The sequence below is a fragment of the Maritimibacter alexandrii genome, from assembly GCF_005871115.1.
Classification (GTDB): Bacteria; Pseudomonadota; Alphaproteobacteria; order Rhodobacterales; family Rhodobacteraceae; genus Maritimibacter; species Maritimibacter alkaliphilus.
This window is the reverse complement of record NZ_SWKQ01000015.1, coordinates 95,238-110,042: the sequence shown is the minus strand read 5'-3', so window position 1 is coordinate 110,042 and position 14,805 is coordinate 95,238. Positions and strand designations below refer to the sequence as shown.

General features: G+C 59.9%; 12 protein-coding genes. All 12 read right to left on the bottom strand.

The features are described 5' to 3' along the window. The 12 genes from FCT00_RS19180 to FCT00_RS19125 all read right to left on the bottom strand — a co-directional run bounded on the left by FCT00_RS19180 (nt 1) and on the right by FCT00_RS19125 (nt 14,797). Nucleotides 1–885 (bottom strand): branched-chain amino acid ABC transporter permease, encoded by an 885-nt coding sequence (locus FCT00_RS19180; protein ID WP_028288586.1) that lies wholly within the window; start codon nt 883–885, stop codon nt 1–3. 15 nt (nt 886–900) lie between these two features. Beyond that, on the bottom strand, nt 901–2,898 hold the full coding sequence (locus tag FCT00_RS19175) for an AMP-binding protein (protein ID WP_235889210.1): 1,998 nt from the start codon (nt 2,896–2,898) through the stop codon (nt 901–903). Nucleotides 2,899–2,902: 4 nt separating this feature from the next. After that, on the bottom strand, nt 2,903–3,682 hold the full coding sequence (locus FCT00_RS19170) for an ABC transporter ATP-binding protein (RefSeq protein WP_028288584.1): 780 nt from the start codon (nt 3,680–3,682) through the stop codon (nt 2,903–2,905). A gap of 211 nt (nt 3,683–3,893) precedes the next feature. Further along, nucleotides 3,894–4,733, bottom strand: coding sequence for an FAS1-like dehydratase domain-containing protein (locus FCT00_RS19165; RefSeq protein ID WP_100160971.1), 840 nt, complete (start codon nt 4,731–4,733; stop codon nt 3,894–3,896). Between the two features lie 11 nt (nt 4,734–4,744). After that, nucleotides 4,745–5,908 (bottom strand): acyl-CoA dehydrogenase family protein, encoded by a 1,164-nt coding sequence (locus FCT00_RS19160; RefSeq protein WP_138424273.1) that lies wholly within the window; start codon nt 5,906–5,908, stop codon nt 4,745–4,747. A 3-nt stretch (nt 5,909–5,911) separates the two neighbouring features. After that, complete coding sequence (locus FCT00_RS19155) at nt 5,912–6,706, bottom strand: citryl-CoA lyase (RefSeq protein ID WP_100160969.1); 795 nt, start codon at nt 6,704–6,706, stop codon at nt 5,912–5,914. Continuing rightward, nucleotides 6,706–7,620 (bottom strand): SDR family NAD(P)-dependent oxidoreductase, encoded by a 915-nt coding sequence (locus FCT00_RS19150; protein WP_028288580.1) that lies wholly within the window; start codon nt 7,618–7,620, stop codon nt 6,706–6,708. Before FCT00_RS19150 ends, FCT00_RS19155 begins: the two co-directional genes overlap by 1 nt. A 12-nt stretch (nt 7,621–7,632) precedes the next feature. Beyond that, complete coding sequence (locus tag FCT00_RS19145) at nt 7,633–8,592, bottom strand: hydroxymethylglutaryl-CoA lyase (protein ID WP_027264398.1); 960 nt, start codon at nt 8,590–8,592, stop codon at nt 7,633–7,635. A 4-nt stretch (nt 8,593–8,596) separates the two neighbouring features. Next, on the bottom strand, nt 8,597–10,603 hold the full coding sequence (locus FCT00_RS19140; protein ID WP_138424272.1) for an acetyl/propionyl/methylcrotonyl-CoA carboxylase subunit alpha: 2,007 nt from the start codon (nt 10,601–10,603) through the stop codon (nt 8,597–8,599). A gap of 10 nt (nt 10,604–10,613) precedes the next feature. Then, the gene (locus tag FCT00_RS19135; protein WP_138424271.1) at nt 10,614–12,221 is read right to left on the bottom strand and encodes an acyl-CoA carboxylase subunit beta; all 1,608 of its coding nucleotides are present in this window, start codon (nt 12,219–12,221) and stop codon (nt 10,614–10,616) included. Next, nucleotides 12,218–13,609 (bottom strand): phenylacetate--CoA ligase family protein, encoded by a 1,392-nt coding sequence (locus tag FCT00_RS19130; protein ID WP_138424270.1) that lies wholly within the window; start codon nt 13,607–13,609, stop codon nt 12,218–12,220. The genes FCT00_RS19135 and FCT00_RS19130 overlap by 4 nt, the downstream gene beginning before the upstream one ends. A 27-nt stretch (nt 13,610–13,636) precedes the next feature. Next, nucleotides 13,637–14,797: an acyl-CoA dehydrogenase family protein gene (locus FCT00_RS19125; RefSeq protein WP_027264402.1), complete on the bottom strand. Its 1,161-nt coding sequence runs from the start codon at nt 14,795–14,797 to the stop codon at nt 13,637–13,639. Nucleotides 14,798–14,805: the final 8 nt, after the last annotated feature.

Sequence of the window (14,805 nt, the reverse complement as noted above, 5' to 3'; positions counted from 1 at the left end):
TTACACCCGTTCGATTGTGCGCCAGCCGAACAGGCCGGTCGGCCGGATCAGCAGAATGGCAAGCATTATGATATATGGAACGACACTGCCGAGCGAGCCACCGATCAACGGATCAAGGTAGTTGGTGGTCAAGCTCTGCGCGATGCCGATGATTATTCCTGCCAGGATAAGCCCGCCGATGGATTCCAGCCCGGCAAAGAGCGCCACTGGCAGGGCCGCGAACCCGATATCCGAGGCCAGGAAGGTCAGCGATTTGCCGCTGAGAAAGATCATCGCACCAATTGTGGACAGGATTGCCCCGAGAACCCAGGCAACGGCAATCGAGCCTTTCACCGAAATGCCCATCGAGGAGGCCACGACGTGGTCCTCCGCCACAGCGGTCATACGGAGGCCGGACCGGGTCCGGTTGAAGAACCACGACAGGCCGACGGCCGCGACAATGGTGATGATCCCACCTATCAGGAGGTTCATCGGGATCAACATATCGCCGAGGAACAAGGGTTTCAGCGGAAAAATGATCGGGAAGGGTCTTACCGCGGGACCGAACACAAGCAGCACCAAACCGCGCAGCAGGATCAAAAGGCCGACGGTGACCATGACCATCGAGAAAACCGATTCACCGATCAGCTTTGTCAGGAAAATCCGTTCGATTGCGTACCCGACCAGCCCGGCCAGAACCAGCGAAAGGGGTATCGACAACCAAAGGCTAAGCCCCGCTTGCATCGTTGTGAACCAGACGATGAACCCGCCGATGATCACCAGTTCGCCCTGCGCGAAGTTGAACACCTTGCTGGCGCGGTAAATCACAACAAAGCCCATGGCCACCAGCGAATACAGAAGGCCGATCAAAGCCCCGGTAATGATGTCATTGATGAAATAGACCATTGTCGCCGACCTCCTTTAAGATTTGGACTGCCGCTTGGCAGCCTTCGATGCGTTTTCAACATCCGACACGCGAACCGTGGTCTTGAGAACGCCTTGACGGCCGTCCTGATAGGTCACAGCGATTTCGAGATCTGTCTCGTCATCGCCAGCATAGATCGCCTCGACGAGCTTGGCATACCGTTCCTCCAGAAAGGCCCGGCGAAGCTTTCGGCTGCGGGTCAACTCGCCTTCATCCGGGTCGAGTTCCTTGGGAAAATTCGCAAAACGTGCCACGCGCGAGCCTTCGGGCAGGAGCGCATTGATGCGCGCCACTTCGCCTTTGATAAGGTCCAGAACTTCGGGTTTCTGCGAGAGATCGGTGTAGGTCGAAAAGCTGATCTTGTTCTCTTCCGCCCAACGCCCGAGAACTTCCATATCGATATTGATAAGCGCGCTGACGAAGCTCCGGGTTTCGTCGCCTAAGGTCATGAGATCCTTGATGAAGGGGCTATACCGCAACCGCGTTTCGATGAATTGCGGCGGATAGCTGTGCCCATTTGCCAGGCGGCGCATATCCTTGACACGGTCAAAGAACAAAAGCTCGCCGTCGTCGGTCATCGACACCGCGTCACCGGTCTTGTACCAACCGTTTTCGGTCAATTCCTCTGCGGTCTTTTCGGGCTTGCCGTGATAGCCACCGAAGCCCGATCCGCCACGCACCTGAAGCTCCCCTTCGTCCGAGACCCTGTATTCCAGCGGTTCGCCGTAGCTCGTGTTGCTTTGCATCCAGCTGCCGCTGGTTTCCAGCTGATAGCTTTCGCCGACATGCGCGGTCAGAAGGCCGATTTCGGTCGCGCCATACACGTTGCGCAGCTTAACCCCCATCGCGTGGAACATACGAAAGACGTCAGGTGCCATCAGGGCGCCGCCGCTCATTGCGTTTTTGGCCTTACCAAGGCCAAGATTGTCGCGCAGGTGATGCAGCACCAGAGCTTCGGCAAAGGGAAGCTGCAGGCGTGCGGCAAGGCTGGGGCTACGCCCCTCCAGCCGTTCCACATAAACGTCGTGGCCGACCTTCATGCCCCAGTTGTACATCGCATTGCGGATTTTACCCGCCCCCAGCATCCGGGCCTGAACGATGGAGGCGAGATTTTCCCACTGGCGCGGGCTGAACACCAGTGCGTCGACCGCCAGTTCGCGAATGTTGGTCAGTACGTCTTCAGGGCCTTCGGGGAAGTTGACGACCATGGGCGCGATCAAACCGATCGACAGGCCGAAAATCTGTTCCGTGACCCAGGCCGGCGAAATGTAGGTCAGGTATTCGGTGCCCGGCGCGATTTCGATTGCCCCCATCACCCGCGAGCAATTGTCGAACAGGTAGCGATGGCTGATGACAACGCCCTTGGGTTTTCCCGTGGTACCCGAGGTATAGGACAGCAAGGCGGTATCGTCCGCCCGTCCACGTTTTACGTGTTCTTCAAATCTGGCGGGTTCCTTGGCGTGGATCTGACGCCCTGCCGCGCTCACACTTTCAAACGAATGCAACAGGGGATGATCATAGCCCCACAGACCGGAATCGTCCCAGTAAACGACCGCCAGGGCGCCCGAGTACTTGCCCGCAATCTCGATGCATTTATCGACCTGCTCCTGATCCTGCGCCAGAAAAATCCGCGTTTGCGAGTCTTCGGCCAGATACAGAATCTCTTCAGCGTTTTGATCCGGATAGACAGACAGGACTTTGCCGCCTAACGACTGGACGGCGTATTCAGCCCAGAAATGTTCGGGTTCGTTTTCGCCGATCATCATGACCGATTCGCCAGCCGACAAGCCCAGGTTCTCCAACCCGAGAGCCAGGGCACGAACCCTGTCAAGAACATCGGCCCAGGTGAATTCACGCCAGATGCCCAGGCGCTTGTGCCTTTCGGCGAGGTTGGTCGGTGTGGATGTCGCTCGCGCGAGCAAAACCTGCGGCAGGGTTTCGCTATGTGTCACTGCCGGGTCCGAAAAGACCATTGCTGTCCGTTGTTTGACCATGCCGCTACCCCAGATATGCCTTGATCACAGCCGGGTCCTTCTGGATTTCTTCCGGGGTGCCTTCGGCGATGACCCGCCCGAAATCCAGCACCACGATCCGGTCGGCAAGGTCCATCACGACGCCCATGTCGTGCTCCACCAGAACTACCGGAATCTTGCGCGCCTCGCGCACATCAAGAATGAAGCGCGCCAAGTCTTCTTTTTCCTCCGAGTTCATGCCGGCCATCGGTTCATCCATCAGCAGGATCGACGGTTCCTGCGCCAATGCACGGCCCAGATCGACACGCTTGCGCAACCCATACCCCAACGTGCCCACGGGCCGGTTGCGGATTGCCTCGATCTCGAGAAAATCGATGATCTCCTCTGCGGCTTCACGATGTTCCGATTCCTCGCGCATCACGGGACCGAACTGGAAAAAGGCCTGGACTACATTCGATTTCATCAGCATGTGGCGGCCGATCATAATGTTTTCCACCACCGTCTGCCCGGCAAAAAGATGGGTGCCCTGAAACGTCCGCGCCAGACCGCGCCGGGCGATCTGGTCAACACGCAGGCCGGTCACGTCCTGCCCGGACAATTCGACACGGCCCTTCTGCGGACGGTAGAAGCCCGCAGTCACGTTCAGAAGTGATGTTTTTCCGGCTCCGTTCGGTCCGATAATTGCAAGCAATTCATCGTCGGCCACAGAAATGCTCACATCGTCGAGCGCCGTCACACCGCCAAATTTCAAAGTTGCACCACGCACCGCAAGCGGTGAGGATACGTGCCCGTTATTCGTGGTCATGTTGCGGCCCGTGCTTTTGCCCCACACCTCATGGAGGCGCGCATAGCCTGACCGCACGGTTTTTCGTTGGTTACGAGTTTTCCTCGCATTGTTCCTCCTCCCACCTCTAAATTCAGAGGTTTGCCTGGTTTATTTACCAAGTCTCTCCGCGAAGCCTAACAGATGTTAGAAAAATTGGTCAACAACTGAATTCGCTACCGAAGAAGACCGATCAGACGGCCGCGTACTCTGCGGAAAAGCTTCGAAGACCTTTTTGATCCTGACACCAGACTGTCCCGGAGGTGCCGGTCCCTTCATTGTGCAGTTGCAATTCGCAGGGCAGGGTGAGTGGCGCGAGGCCACGGAACGAAAACCGGTGGGGCGATGTTTTCAACGCACCCGCCGCCAGATTCAGAAGCAGCGTGGCCTGCAATGGGCCATGCACAACAAGTCCGGAATAGGCTTCGGTTTCGGTGGCGTAGACGTAATCATAGTGAATGCGATGGGCATTGAACGTCAGCGCCGAATAGCGAAACAGAAGAACAGGATCCGGTGTCAGCGTCGATCTAAGCGTGTTGGGGTCACCCGCGTCAGCTGCGCTCTCGCCCGTGCGGGGGGTGGAAATCTCACGATAAACGATCGTTTGCTGCTCCCGGATACAAAGCCGGTTGCCACTCAGATACTCATGTTCGACGGTCACAAAGACCAATGGTCCACTACGGCCCTGCTTGGCCACAATATTCCTGATCGAAGAGCGTCGGGTGATGGTTTCGCCGATTTTCAGCGGCGCGATATGCGTAACATCGCCGCCGGCCCACATCCGGGCGGGCAGCGGAACAGGGGGCAGAAATCCACCCCTCGCGGCATGGCCGTCTTCTGACAGGGCGGTCGCTGGCACGGTATCAAGGGCAAGGCACCAATGAATTCCCAGCGGGACATCGCCCGCTCCGTCCCAAAGATGCGGACCGAGCGTGGCGCGGAATTTGTCGATCAGCCCGTGCGTCAGAACATCTTCCTTGGTCTCGGTGCGTCCCAGCCAGGGCGCCAGCGCGTCAAGGTCGATCTCACCCATAGTCCTAGCCTTCAGAACGATCTTGGCATGCCGAGGATATGTTCTCCGACATATGACAGGATCAGGTTGGTCGAGATCGGGGCGACCTGATAGAGGCGCGCCTCGCGAAACTTGCGCTCAACATCGTACTCCCGTGCGAAACCGAAGCCGCCGTGGGTCTGGATGCAGGCATTGGCCGCTTCCCAGCTGGCTTCCGAAGCCAGCAGCTTGGCCATGTTCGCCTGTGCACCACAATCCAGTCCGGCATCGAACCGCCTGCAGGCTTCAAAGCGCATCAGATTGGCGGCCTCGATGTTCACATAGGACCTGGCGATAGGGAATTGCACACCTTGGTTCTGGCCGATGGGACGGTCAAAGACCACGCGGTCGCCGGCATAGGCGCGGGCCTTGTCAACGAACCAGTATCCATCACCGATGCATTCCGCCGCGATCAGGGTCCGCTCCGCGTTCAGACCGTCTAGGATATGATAGAAGCCACGCCCCTCGGTGCCAATCAGGTTCTCGGCGGGGATTTCGAGGTTGTCGAAGAACACTTCATTGGTTTCGTGGCCGGGCATGTTGGCGATGGGGCGGACCTCCATGCCATTGCCGATGGCCTCTTTAAGATCGACCATGAAGATCGACAGTCCCTGGGATTTCTTCTTGACCTCTTTCAGCGGCGTGGTGCGCGCCAGCAGGATCATCAGGTCAGAATGCTGGATACGGCTGATCCAGACCTTCTGGCCATTGATCTCATACCGGTCACCCTTCTTGACCGCGGTGGTCTTCAGTTTGGTGGTGTCGGTCCCGGTTGTCGGTTCGGTCACGGCCATGGATTGCAGGCGCAACGCGCCGCTGGCGATGCCGGGCAGGTATGTCTGCTTTTGCTCATCCGAACCATGTCGCAGAAGCGTGCCCATGTTATACATCTGCCCGTGGCAATGGCCCGCGTTTCCGCCGCAGCGGTTCACCTCCTCCATGATGATCGAGGCTTCCGTCAGGCCCAGACCCGAGCCGCCGTATTCCTCGGGGATCATTGCGGCAAGCCAGCCCTCGCGGGTCAGCGCATCGACGAATTCCTCGGGGTAGGTTTCGTCGTCGCCGAACTTGCGATGATACTCTGGCGGAAACTGCGCGCAAATTGCGCGCAAGGCATCGCGCAGATCGGTGTGAGTGTCTGGGGCTGACGTCTGCATCGTTCAAGCCGCTCCCGGGCCGGAGGTTTCGAGGATTTCCTCTTCGGCGCGCTGCCACAATTCATAGGAGATCGGGTTTTCGCTCTCTTCGAGGATATGACCGACCAGGCCGATGGCGCGCGCCATGACGCCAAAGCCCCGCACGATCTTCCAGGGAAAGCCGAATTCACAGCAGATCGCTCCGATCGCACCAGTGGCGTTAATCGGCAGCATCTTACCCGATTTTTCTTCGGCAACGGCCTGAATTTTCTGGATCAACTCGATGTATTCACCGGACTTGCCGTTCTCGGCAGCGATCTGGAACAGGCGCGGGGTGCGCGGATCGACCGGTTTGTGCACCGGATGTCCGAGCCCCGGCACGATCATCTTGCGGGCGCGGAATTTTTCTACCGTCTCGACGGCCAGCGCATCCAGATCGACACCGGTGCCCAACTTGTCCTGTGGCAGTGCCTCGTAAAGCATTTTCGAGGCACCTTCCATAGAACCGACAAAGACGGTGCCCAGCCCACACAAGCCAGCCGCCACAGCCGCCTGAAGCGATTCCGGCGCCCCCATATAGGTCATCCGCGCCGCCAGGGCCGAGGGCGTGATACCATGTTCGACCAGGGTAATGACGATGGCGTTGAACACCCGGCTTTCCTCGGGTGTGGCCTTGCGGCCCGTCAGTTGCAGGAACGCCAGATCGCCGAGGTTCATGTGGCCCAGGATCTCGTTGGGCAGGTCGAGGCCACGCACGCTGATCTTGTCAGGGGTGCTCCAGGCAATGCTGGAGCTGATTTTTTCTTTGCGTTTTCCCATTAGACCGGATCCCATGAAAAGACATCCGCCGAAACTTCGAGCGGCGTGAACTGCGATTTGAGCGCGGGAATGGCGCGATCGGCGATTTCATCGGCGGTCCAGCCATCACCGGAATGAACCGACCGCACCGGGCGGGGCTGGTTGAACAGGAAGATCTCGTTCTTGCGAACCGCAAAGATCTGTCCTGACACGTCAGCCGCGCGGTCGCTCATCAGGAAACAGGCCATCGGTGCAACCTTGGCCGGTGTCATCTCCTTGATCTTTTCGACCCGTGCCACCTGTTCCGGGGTGTCTGTCTTGATCGACGAGATCATCCGGCTCCAGGCGAAGGGCGCGATGCAGTTTGACCGCACGTTCCAGCGCTTGAGATCAAGCGCAACAGATTTTGAGAAGGCCGCGATGCCCAGCTTCGCGGCAGAGTAGTTCGCCTGGGCAAAATTGCCGATCAGCCCCGAGGTCGAGGTCATGTGCACGAGCGCGCCGCTTTCCTGTTCGCGGAAATAGTCGGCGGCCGCGCGGCTGGTATTGAAGGCACCATAAAGATGGACCTTCACCACCGCGTCGAAATCCTCATAGGTCATCTTGTGGAAGTAACCGTCGCGCAGAATGCCGGCGTTGTTTACCACCGCGTCGATGCGACCGAATTCCTTGACCCCGGCTTCGATCATCGCGCGCGCGGCATCGGGATCGGTGACAGAGCCGCCATCGGCAATGGCATCGCCCCCAGCGGCCCTGATCTCTTCGACGACTTTCTGCGCCGCAGTTTCTGTCTGACCGGTGCCTTTCAGGGATGCGCCCAGATCATTGACCACCACGGCGGCGCCTTCGGTAGCTGCCATCAAGGCGATATCACGCCCGATCCCACCGCCAGCCCCGGTGACCAGAACGACCTTTCCGTCAAGTGCTTTTGTCATCTTCTTGCTCCCTCAGCGTGACTTGCGGTATTTGTCCAACCCGCCGGTGTGCATGACCCGGCCCATGAGCGGCACACCGATGATCTCTTCTGCTTTGACCGCCGCTGCGATCAGCTTGTCCAGATCAATGCCGGTTTCGATGCCGAGCTCGTGACACAGGAACACTGCATCCTCGGTGCAGACATTTCCTGCGGCGCGCGCGTGGCCGTGGCCCGCGAAAGGACAGCCGCCAAGACCGGCGACGGAGCTTTCGAACATGTCCACGCCCATCGACAGGGCCGCATAAACGTTGGCGATCCCCAGCCCACGTGTGTCATGGATGTGCATACCGATGCGCGCCTCGGGCGCCAATTCGCGCAGGGCGCCGATCATCCGTTTGACCGCCTCGGGGTTTCCCCAACCCATGGTGTCGGCGACCACGAGGATCGGCACGGGGATGTTCTCTTCTTCGCATAGCTGAAGGATAAAGCGGAAATCGTCCAAGATGCGTTCTTGGGGGATGGGGCCCTCGAGGTTGCAGCCGAAAGCGGTCATCACATAGGCCGCGTCGACGGTATATCCCTCTTCCTTGTAAAGACGGACCCAGTCACGTTGTTTTTCCCGCATCTCGGCCGAGGAACAATTGTTGTTCGATTGGGCGAATGCTTCGGAAGGATAGAACAGCAGACGCGGGTCGATATCGACCTCATGCGCGGTCAGGGCCTTGCGAAACCCTTTGTCGTTCAGCCACAGCGATGTGTAGTTCACGCCCGGTTTGCGCTTGATACGCTGGAACAACTCGCCGGTGTCCGCCATCTGAGGAACGTATTTCGGGCTGACAAAGCTGCCGACCTGAATGCGTTTCAAGCCGGTTTCGCTGAGCATGTCGATCAGTTCGATCCGCTCTTCGATCGGGTAAATCTTCTTTTCGATCTGAAAACCCTCACGCGGGCCTTCTTCACGAAATTCTACGAATTTGGGAAAGTCGCTCATTTCATCACTCCTCGGATGGCAGGATCTCGGCGATGACCTGGCCGCGATCGACCATGTCCCCATTCGAGACGGATATATTGCTGGCGATCCCGGCCGCGGCCGCCCGGATCGAGATTTCGAGTTTCATGGATTCCATGACCGCGACCACGTCGCCTTCGGCCACGCTCTGACCATCGGAGACCTTGATTTCGACAATCATGCCGGTCAGCGGAGAGGTCACGGCGCGATCCGCCGCGGCATCGCCGCCGGCAAAGGCAAGGGGCGCGGCGGGCCGAAAGACCAGGCGGCCTTCGGGCGTATCCAGTTCGATCACGCCCGCGTGCAGGCGCGCGTCGATCAGATGGACGGTGTCGCCTTCGCCGACACGCCAACGGCCCGGGGTCAGTTCACGTGCCGACAGTATCAGCGCCTCGCCTTTCTCCGAATGGATGGTGTACTTGGCACCCGGTTTGGCAGGACTGACGCGCAGTTCTTCGGATACCTCGTCAGAATCGGTAAGCGTCACGCGCTGCCCCGCTTCAATCGCATCGCCGCCCAGTCCAAGCCGCCAGCCGGTAAAGGCATCACGGTTGGTCCAGGGATTGGCGTCTGTGTCGCTGCGCGACTGGGTCACGAAGAGAATGGCAGCGGTCGCCTTCCACAGATCTGGGCGGGTCAGGCCGGGTGCCTGTGTCAGCTCATCCAGCCTGCCGTCGATCCAGCGGGTATGCACCTGCATCCGTTCGAATTCATGGTTTCGCGCCAGCGCCGTTAGAAAGGCGCGATTGGTCTCGACACCTTCGACCGCGACATGATCAAGCGCCGTGGCCAGACGTGCCAATGCGGTTTCCCGGTCGGGCGCGTGCACGATCAGCTTGGCGATCATCGGGTCGTAGTAGGGCGTGACGGCATCGCCTTCTTCGACGCCGCTGTCGATGCGCAGGCCCGATGGCAGGCTGAGCGTGGAGAGCGTGCCCGTCGACGGGGCGAATTGCATCGCCGGATCTTCGGCGTAAAGCCGCGCCTCGACCGCGTGGCCGTTGATCGTCAGATCGTCCTGCACCAGTCCAAGGCCCGCGCCTTCGGCAATCCGCAGGTGAAGCGCGACAAGGTCCAGCCCGGTGATCGCTTCGGTGACGGGATGTTCCACCTGAATGCGCGGGTTCACCTCAAGGAAGAAATACTCGCCACCCGCGACCAGAAATTCGACCGTGCCCAGCCCGCGATAGTCCAGCGTTTCGCCCAAGCGCACCGCGTCGCGTGCGATGTCGTCCAGAAGCGTTCGGGGCAGACCCCAGGCCGGGGCTTCCTCGATGACCTTCTGGTGGCGGCGCTGAAGCGTGCAATCGCGTTCGAACAGATGCACCACATGGCCCTTGCCGTCACCTGCGATCTGCACTTCAACATGGCGCGCCTCGGGCAGGAAACGCTCCAACAGCAGCCCTTCGGAGCCGAAGGTGGATTTTGCTTCGCGCAGCGCGCCTTCGATGTCCTCGACCAGCGTGGTCTCGTCAGTGACGAGCCGTTGTCCGCGCCCACCACCGCCGCCGACCGCCTTGAGCAGCACCGGCAGGCCCATTTGGCGCACCTCCTCGGCAATCTGCTCGGGTTCGGACCGCGCACCTTCGGCGCCCGAAATCACCGGGACGCTGGCCGCCACGGCGGCCTCTTTGGCGCTGGCCTTGTCGCCGAAACGTTCAAGCGTTTCCGGCGTCGGCCCCATGAAGATCATGCCGGCGGCTTCGACCGAACGAGCAAAATCGGGGTTTTCGGCCAGAAAGCCATAACCGGGATGGATCGCATCCGCGCCCACTGATTGCGCAGCGGCAATCACCGCGTCGATTTTCAGATAGCTCTCGGATGCAGGTCCGGCGCCGATACAGACAGATTTGCCAATCTCGCGGACATGCAGGGCATTGGCGTCGGCCTGCGAATGCACGCCGACAGGAATGATACCGCTTGCCCGCGCAGTGCGCGCGATCCGGCAGGCAATTTCGCCGCGGTTGGCGATCAGAAGCGTCTTGATTTTCACGGTTCGCTCCTCACATCCTGAACACGCCGAAGTTGGTTTCGACCTTGGGTCTGCGCGATGTTACATCCAGCATCAGCGCCATGACGTCACGGGTCTCACAGGGCTCGATCACGCTGTCGATCCAAAGGTTGGAAGCAAAATTATAGGCCCCCTGAAAATCTTCGTATTCCTTGCGGATCGGTGCCTTGAAGGCTTCCTCCTCCTCGGGGGTCCAGCTTTTGCCTTCGCGTTCGTTGATCTGCGCGCGGACCTGAGCCAGCACGCTGGCGGCCTGTTCCGGCCCCATGATTGCCGACCGTCCCGTCGGCCAGGCGAACATTGCGTCCGGCTGGAACGGGCGGCCCAGCATCGCCAGGTATCCCGCGCCGTAAGAGCCACCGGTGATGATTGTGAATTTCGGCACCCGGGCCGAAGACATGGCCGTGATCATTTTAGCACCGGCCTTGGCAATGCCCATCTGCTCGACCTCGCGGCCCACCATGAAGCCGTTCACATCGGCCAGGAACAGCAGCGGAATATCACGCTGGACGCAGAGATTGATGAAATGCGTCGCCTTCAGCGCGGCTTCGACGAAAAGCACGCCTGTATTGGCGATGATCCCGACCTCGTGGCCGTGGATGCGCCCCCAGCCGGTCATGATCGTGTCGCCATAAAGCGGCTTGAATTCGTGAAAATCGCTCTCATCGACCAACCGAGCCACGATTTCGCGGTTGTCGGTCGGCACCTTGGGGTCGCGGCTGATGAGTCCATAAATCTCTTCGACCGGGTAGGCGGGCGCACGGGGCGCTTCGGGCGTCTTGCGGGGTTGGGGTTTTTCGCCAAGATGGCTGACAATTTCGCGCGTGATGGCCAGAGCGTGGGCGTCATCTTCGGCCAAATGGTCTGTCACACCGGAGACGGACGAATGCATCTTGCCGCCACCCAGTTCTTCGGCTTCGACCTTTTCGCCGGTTGCGGCAAAGGTCAATTCCGGTCCGCCCAGATACATAAAGCCCTGACCGCGCACGATCACCACTTCGTCACAGAGCGCGGGGATATAGGCACCACCCGCGGTGCAGGGCCCCATGACCACGGCGATTTGCGGCACACCATCGCCAGACATGCCGATCTGTTGGTGAAAGATGGAGCCGAACTGGCCTTCGTCGGGGAAAAGGTTGGCCTGGTCGGGCAGGAAGGCACCGCCGGAGTCCACGAGGGTGATGACGGGCAGGCGGTTTTTCCAGGCAATTTTCTGTGCCCGGACGTGTTTGCGGCAGGTGATCCCGAAATAGGTGCCGCCCTTTACGGTGGCATCATTGGCGATGATCATGCACTGACGGCCTTCGATCACGCCAATACCGGTAATGATGCCGGCGCCGGGTGGAACTCCCTTGTGCATGTGCAATCCGGCCAACTCGCCGAGTTCCAGAAATGGTGTGCCCGGGTCGATCAGCCGTTCGATCCGTTCGCGCGGCAGGATTTTGCCTTTGTCCACATGACGTTTGCGCGCCATTTCGGGGCCGCCGACGCGCTGTGAGAGCCGGAGGGCATGTAGTTCATCGACCTTTTCGCGGTAAGACACGTCGTTGGCGCGGAAGTCGTCCGATCCGCTGTCGAGAAGGGATTTCATTCTAGTCATGGCAGGTCTGGATATTTCCTGAGAACGAAGGCGACCTTAGCGGCGCCAGGTTTTTCGAAAGTGTCGGCCGCAACCAGGTGAACGTCGGCCTTGAAGACCAAGGAGTCGCGAAGCCGCTGCTCAATTTGCTTTTTGAGGGTGACGTCATCGGCCGGATCGCGATCGGGGCCCCGTTCGACAATCACCGTCAGCGCGCCCTGCGTGGTATGGCCCTCGAAATCGGCCACGATGCGCATGACGCCGTTGGTGTCCGGCACCATTTCGGTAATGATGCTGTTGATCGCCGACGGGAAGACATTGGCCCCGCGCACGATCAGCATGTCGTCGGTGCGGCCGGTGCAGCGGATCTTCGGTCCGGTGCGGCCGCAGGAGCATTCGGTATCGATGACCTCGATATAATCACCTGACCGGAACCGCACCAGAGGGCTCGCCTGCCGGCCGATGGCGGTATAGATCATCTCGCCTTCGGCACCTTTTTCCCAAGGTATGATTGCGCCGCTTTCGGGGTCGAGCAATTCGGTGATGACATAATCCATGTTGACCATATGCATCCCCGTCTGGGCGTCGCATTCGGCCCAATAGGTCACGCCCAAGTCGGTGCCGCCCAGCATTTCAGAGCATTTTGCACCCCATGCCTCTTCGATCTTTGCGCGAATTGCAGGGATGCCACCGCCGGGCTCTCCGCCGACGACCACTTGTTCCATGCCCAATTCACTGGCCTTGCATCCCAGCACTTCTGGTGCCTTTTCAGCCAGGTGCAGAACGAAATTCGGAGCGCCGACGATACAACGCGGGCGCGTATCGGCGCAGGCGCGCAGCAGCCGCTCGACACCGCCGTCCGCTCCCACTGGCACATCGATCGTGCCCATGTACTGCAGGCCCTGCATCACCGGAATGCCGCCGACAAAGCCCTTGGCCAGCGAAAATGCATGCAGCACCATGTCGCCGGGGCGCACGCCATTGGCAAAGAAACAACGCGCTGTCATCTCGTGCCACATCTCGGCGTCGGCTTCGGTGAGGGCAACATATGAGGGGCTGCCGGTCGTGCCCGACGAGGCCTGCATCTGGACGATGTCGGCCATCGGCGCGGCGCGGTGCTTGCCGAACGGCGGCGCGGCGGACAGGCTTTCGCGGATCTCGGTCTTGTAAGTGTAGGGTAGCTTCTGCAGGTCTTCGATGGTGCGTATATCGTCGAATTCCATACCGGCCTCGGCGAACTTTTCCTGATAAAAGGTCGAGTTTGCCTTGAGGTAGGCCATCTGATCACGCAGCCGCTCTTCCTGAATACGGCGCACCTCGTCGAGCGGCGTGCCCTCGATCGCGTGCCAGAAGCGATCATTTACCTTGTCGGCGGCATCCTCCCGCCGGAAGCGCATTCCAAATTGCATGTCGTTCTCCGTTCCAAGCCGTGGCGATCAATAGGATCGTGGTAGGCCCATGACCTTTTCGCCGATAAAGCTCAGGCACAGTTCGCGGTTCACCGGCGCTGTGCGCAGCAGGCGGACCAGCGGGTACATTTCGTAAAGTCCCGTATCCTCGGTAAAGCCCGATCCACCATGCGCCTGAAGCGCCGCGTCGACCGCTTCGATCCCGGCTTCGGCGGCGGCATATTTCGCCATGTTCGACGACGCACCGGCAGGCAGCTTGTTGTCGAACTCCCATGCCGCGCGCCGGGTCATCAGACTGGCCATCTCGACCGCTGTGTGCGCCTTGGCCATCGGATGCTGCACGCCCTGGTGCGCACCGATGGGTTGGCCGAACACATTGCGCTCGGAGGCATAGGCCACGCCCTTGTTCAGGGCGAACCGGCCGATGCCGCAGCACAAGGCGGCCAGGATAATACGCTCGGGGTTGAGGCTGTCGAACAGGATCGAGAACCCTTCGTCCACCTCGCCGACCACATCCTCGGGGCCGAGATCCACATCGTCGAAGAACAGTGTCCACTGCTCCTCGGGCAGGGGGATCGAGATCTTCACCCGCTGCTTGTCGACGCCTTTTTTCTTCAGATCCACGGCGAACAGGGTAAAGCCGTCGGTCTTGCGGCTGACCTCGGTATGCGGTTTGGTCCGCGCCACCACGAGGCAGTAGTCGGCCACTTCGGCCCCGGTGATGAAGGTCTTTTCGCCCGACAGGCTGAACCGGTTGCCTCGACGCTTGGCCAGCGTAGTGGCCTTCATCGTGTTCGACCCGGCCCCCGGTTCGGTGATCGCGAAACAGAACTGGATATCACCGCGGCAGGCAGCCGGCAGCAGTTCTTTCTTGTGGAACTCGCTCCCGTGGCTGGCGATATGGGCCAGCGACATGGTCGGCCCGACCACCATCATCAAAAGCGGAATGCCGTGATTGGCGGTGCCCTCCATGAACAGGGCCATTTCGGTCATACCAAGGCCCGCGCCGCCATATTCCTCGGGCACCATGATGCCGAGGAAGCCGTCATCGGCGATCTGGCGGAACATTTCGTGCGGAAACTCGTGCTTGCGTGCGTGTCTCAGCCAGTAATCGTTGTCGAACTTCTGCGCCAGCTGGCCGCCATAGTCGTAAATCTGGCGTTGTTCGTCGTTCAAAATGAAATCCATGTTTCGTC

Excerpts from the sequence above, each read along its gene's own strand:
- FCT00_RS19175 (WP_235889210.1), bottom strand. The coding sequence starts at position 2,898 with ATGGTCAAACAACGGACAGCAATGGTCTTTTCGGACCCGGCAGTGACA.
- FCT00_RS19180 (WP_028288586.1), bottom strand. The coding sequence starts at position 885 with ATGGTCTATTTCATCAATGACATCATTACCGGGGCTTTGATCGGCCTT.
- FCT00_RS19135 (WP_138424271.1), bottom strand. The coding sequence starts at position 12,221 with ATGACTAGAATGAAATCCCTTCTCGACAGCGGATCGGACGACTTCCGC.
- FCT00_RS19160 (WP_138424273.1), bottom strand. The coding sequence starts at position 5,908 with ATGCAGACGTCAGCCCCAGACACTCACACCGATCTGCGCGATGCCTTG.
- FCT00_RS19165 (WP_100160971.1), bottom strand. The coding sequence starts at position 4,733 with ATGGGTGAGATCGACCTTGACGCGCTGGCGCCCTGGCTGGGACGCACC.
- FCT00_RS19155 (WP_100160969.1), bottom strand. The coding sequence starts at position 6,706 with ATGGGAAAACGCAAAGAAAAAATCAGCTCCAGCATTGCCTGGAGCACC.
- FCT00_RS19150 (WP_028288580.1), bottom strand. The coding sequence starts at position 7,620 with ATGACAAAAGCACTTGACGGAAAGGTCGTTCTGGTCACCGGGGCTGGC.
- FCT00_RS19125 (WP_027264402.1), bottom strand. The coding sequence starts at position 14,797 with ATGGATTTCATTTTGAACGACGAACAACGCCAGATTTACGACTATGGC.
- FCT00_RS19130 (WP_138424270.1), bottom strand. The coding sequence starts at position 13,609 with ATGCAATTTGGAATGCGCTTCCGGCGGGAGGATGCCGCCGACAAGGTA.
- FCT00_RS19145 (WP_027264398.1), bottom strand. The coding sequence starts at position 8,592 with ATGAGCGACTTTCCCAAATTCGTAGAATTTCGTGAAGAAGGCCCGCGT.
- FCT00_RS19170 (WP_028288584.1), bottom strand. The coding sequence starts at position 3,682 with ATGACCACGAATAACGGGCACGTATCCTCACCGCTTGCGGTGCGTGGT.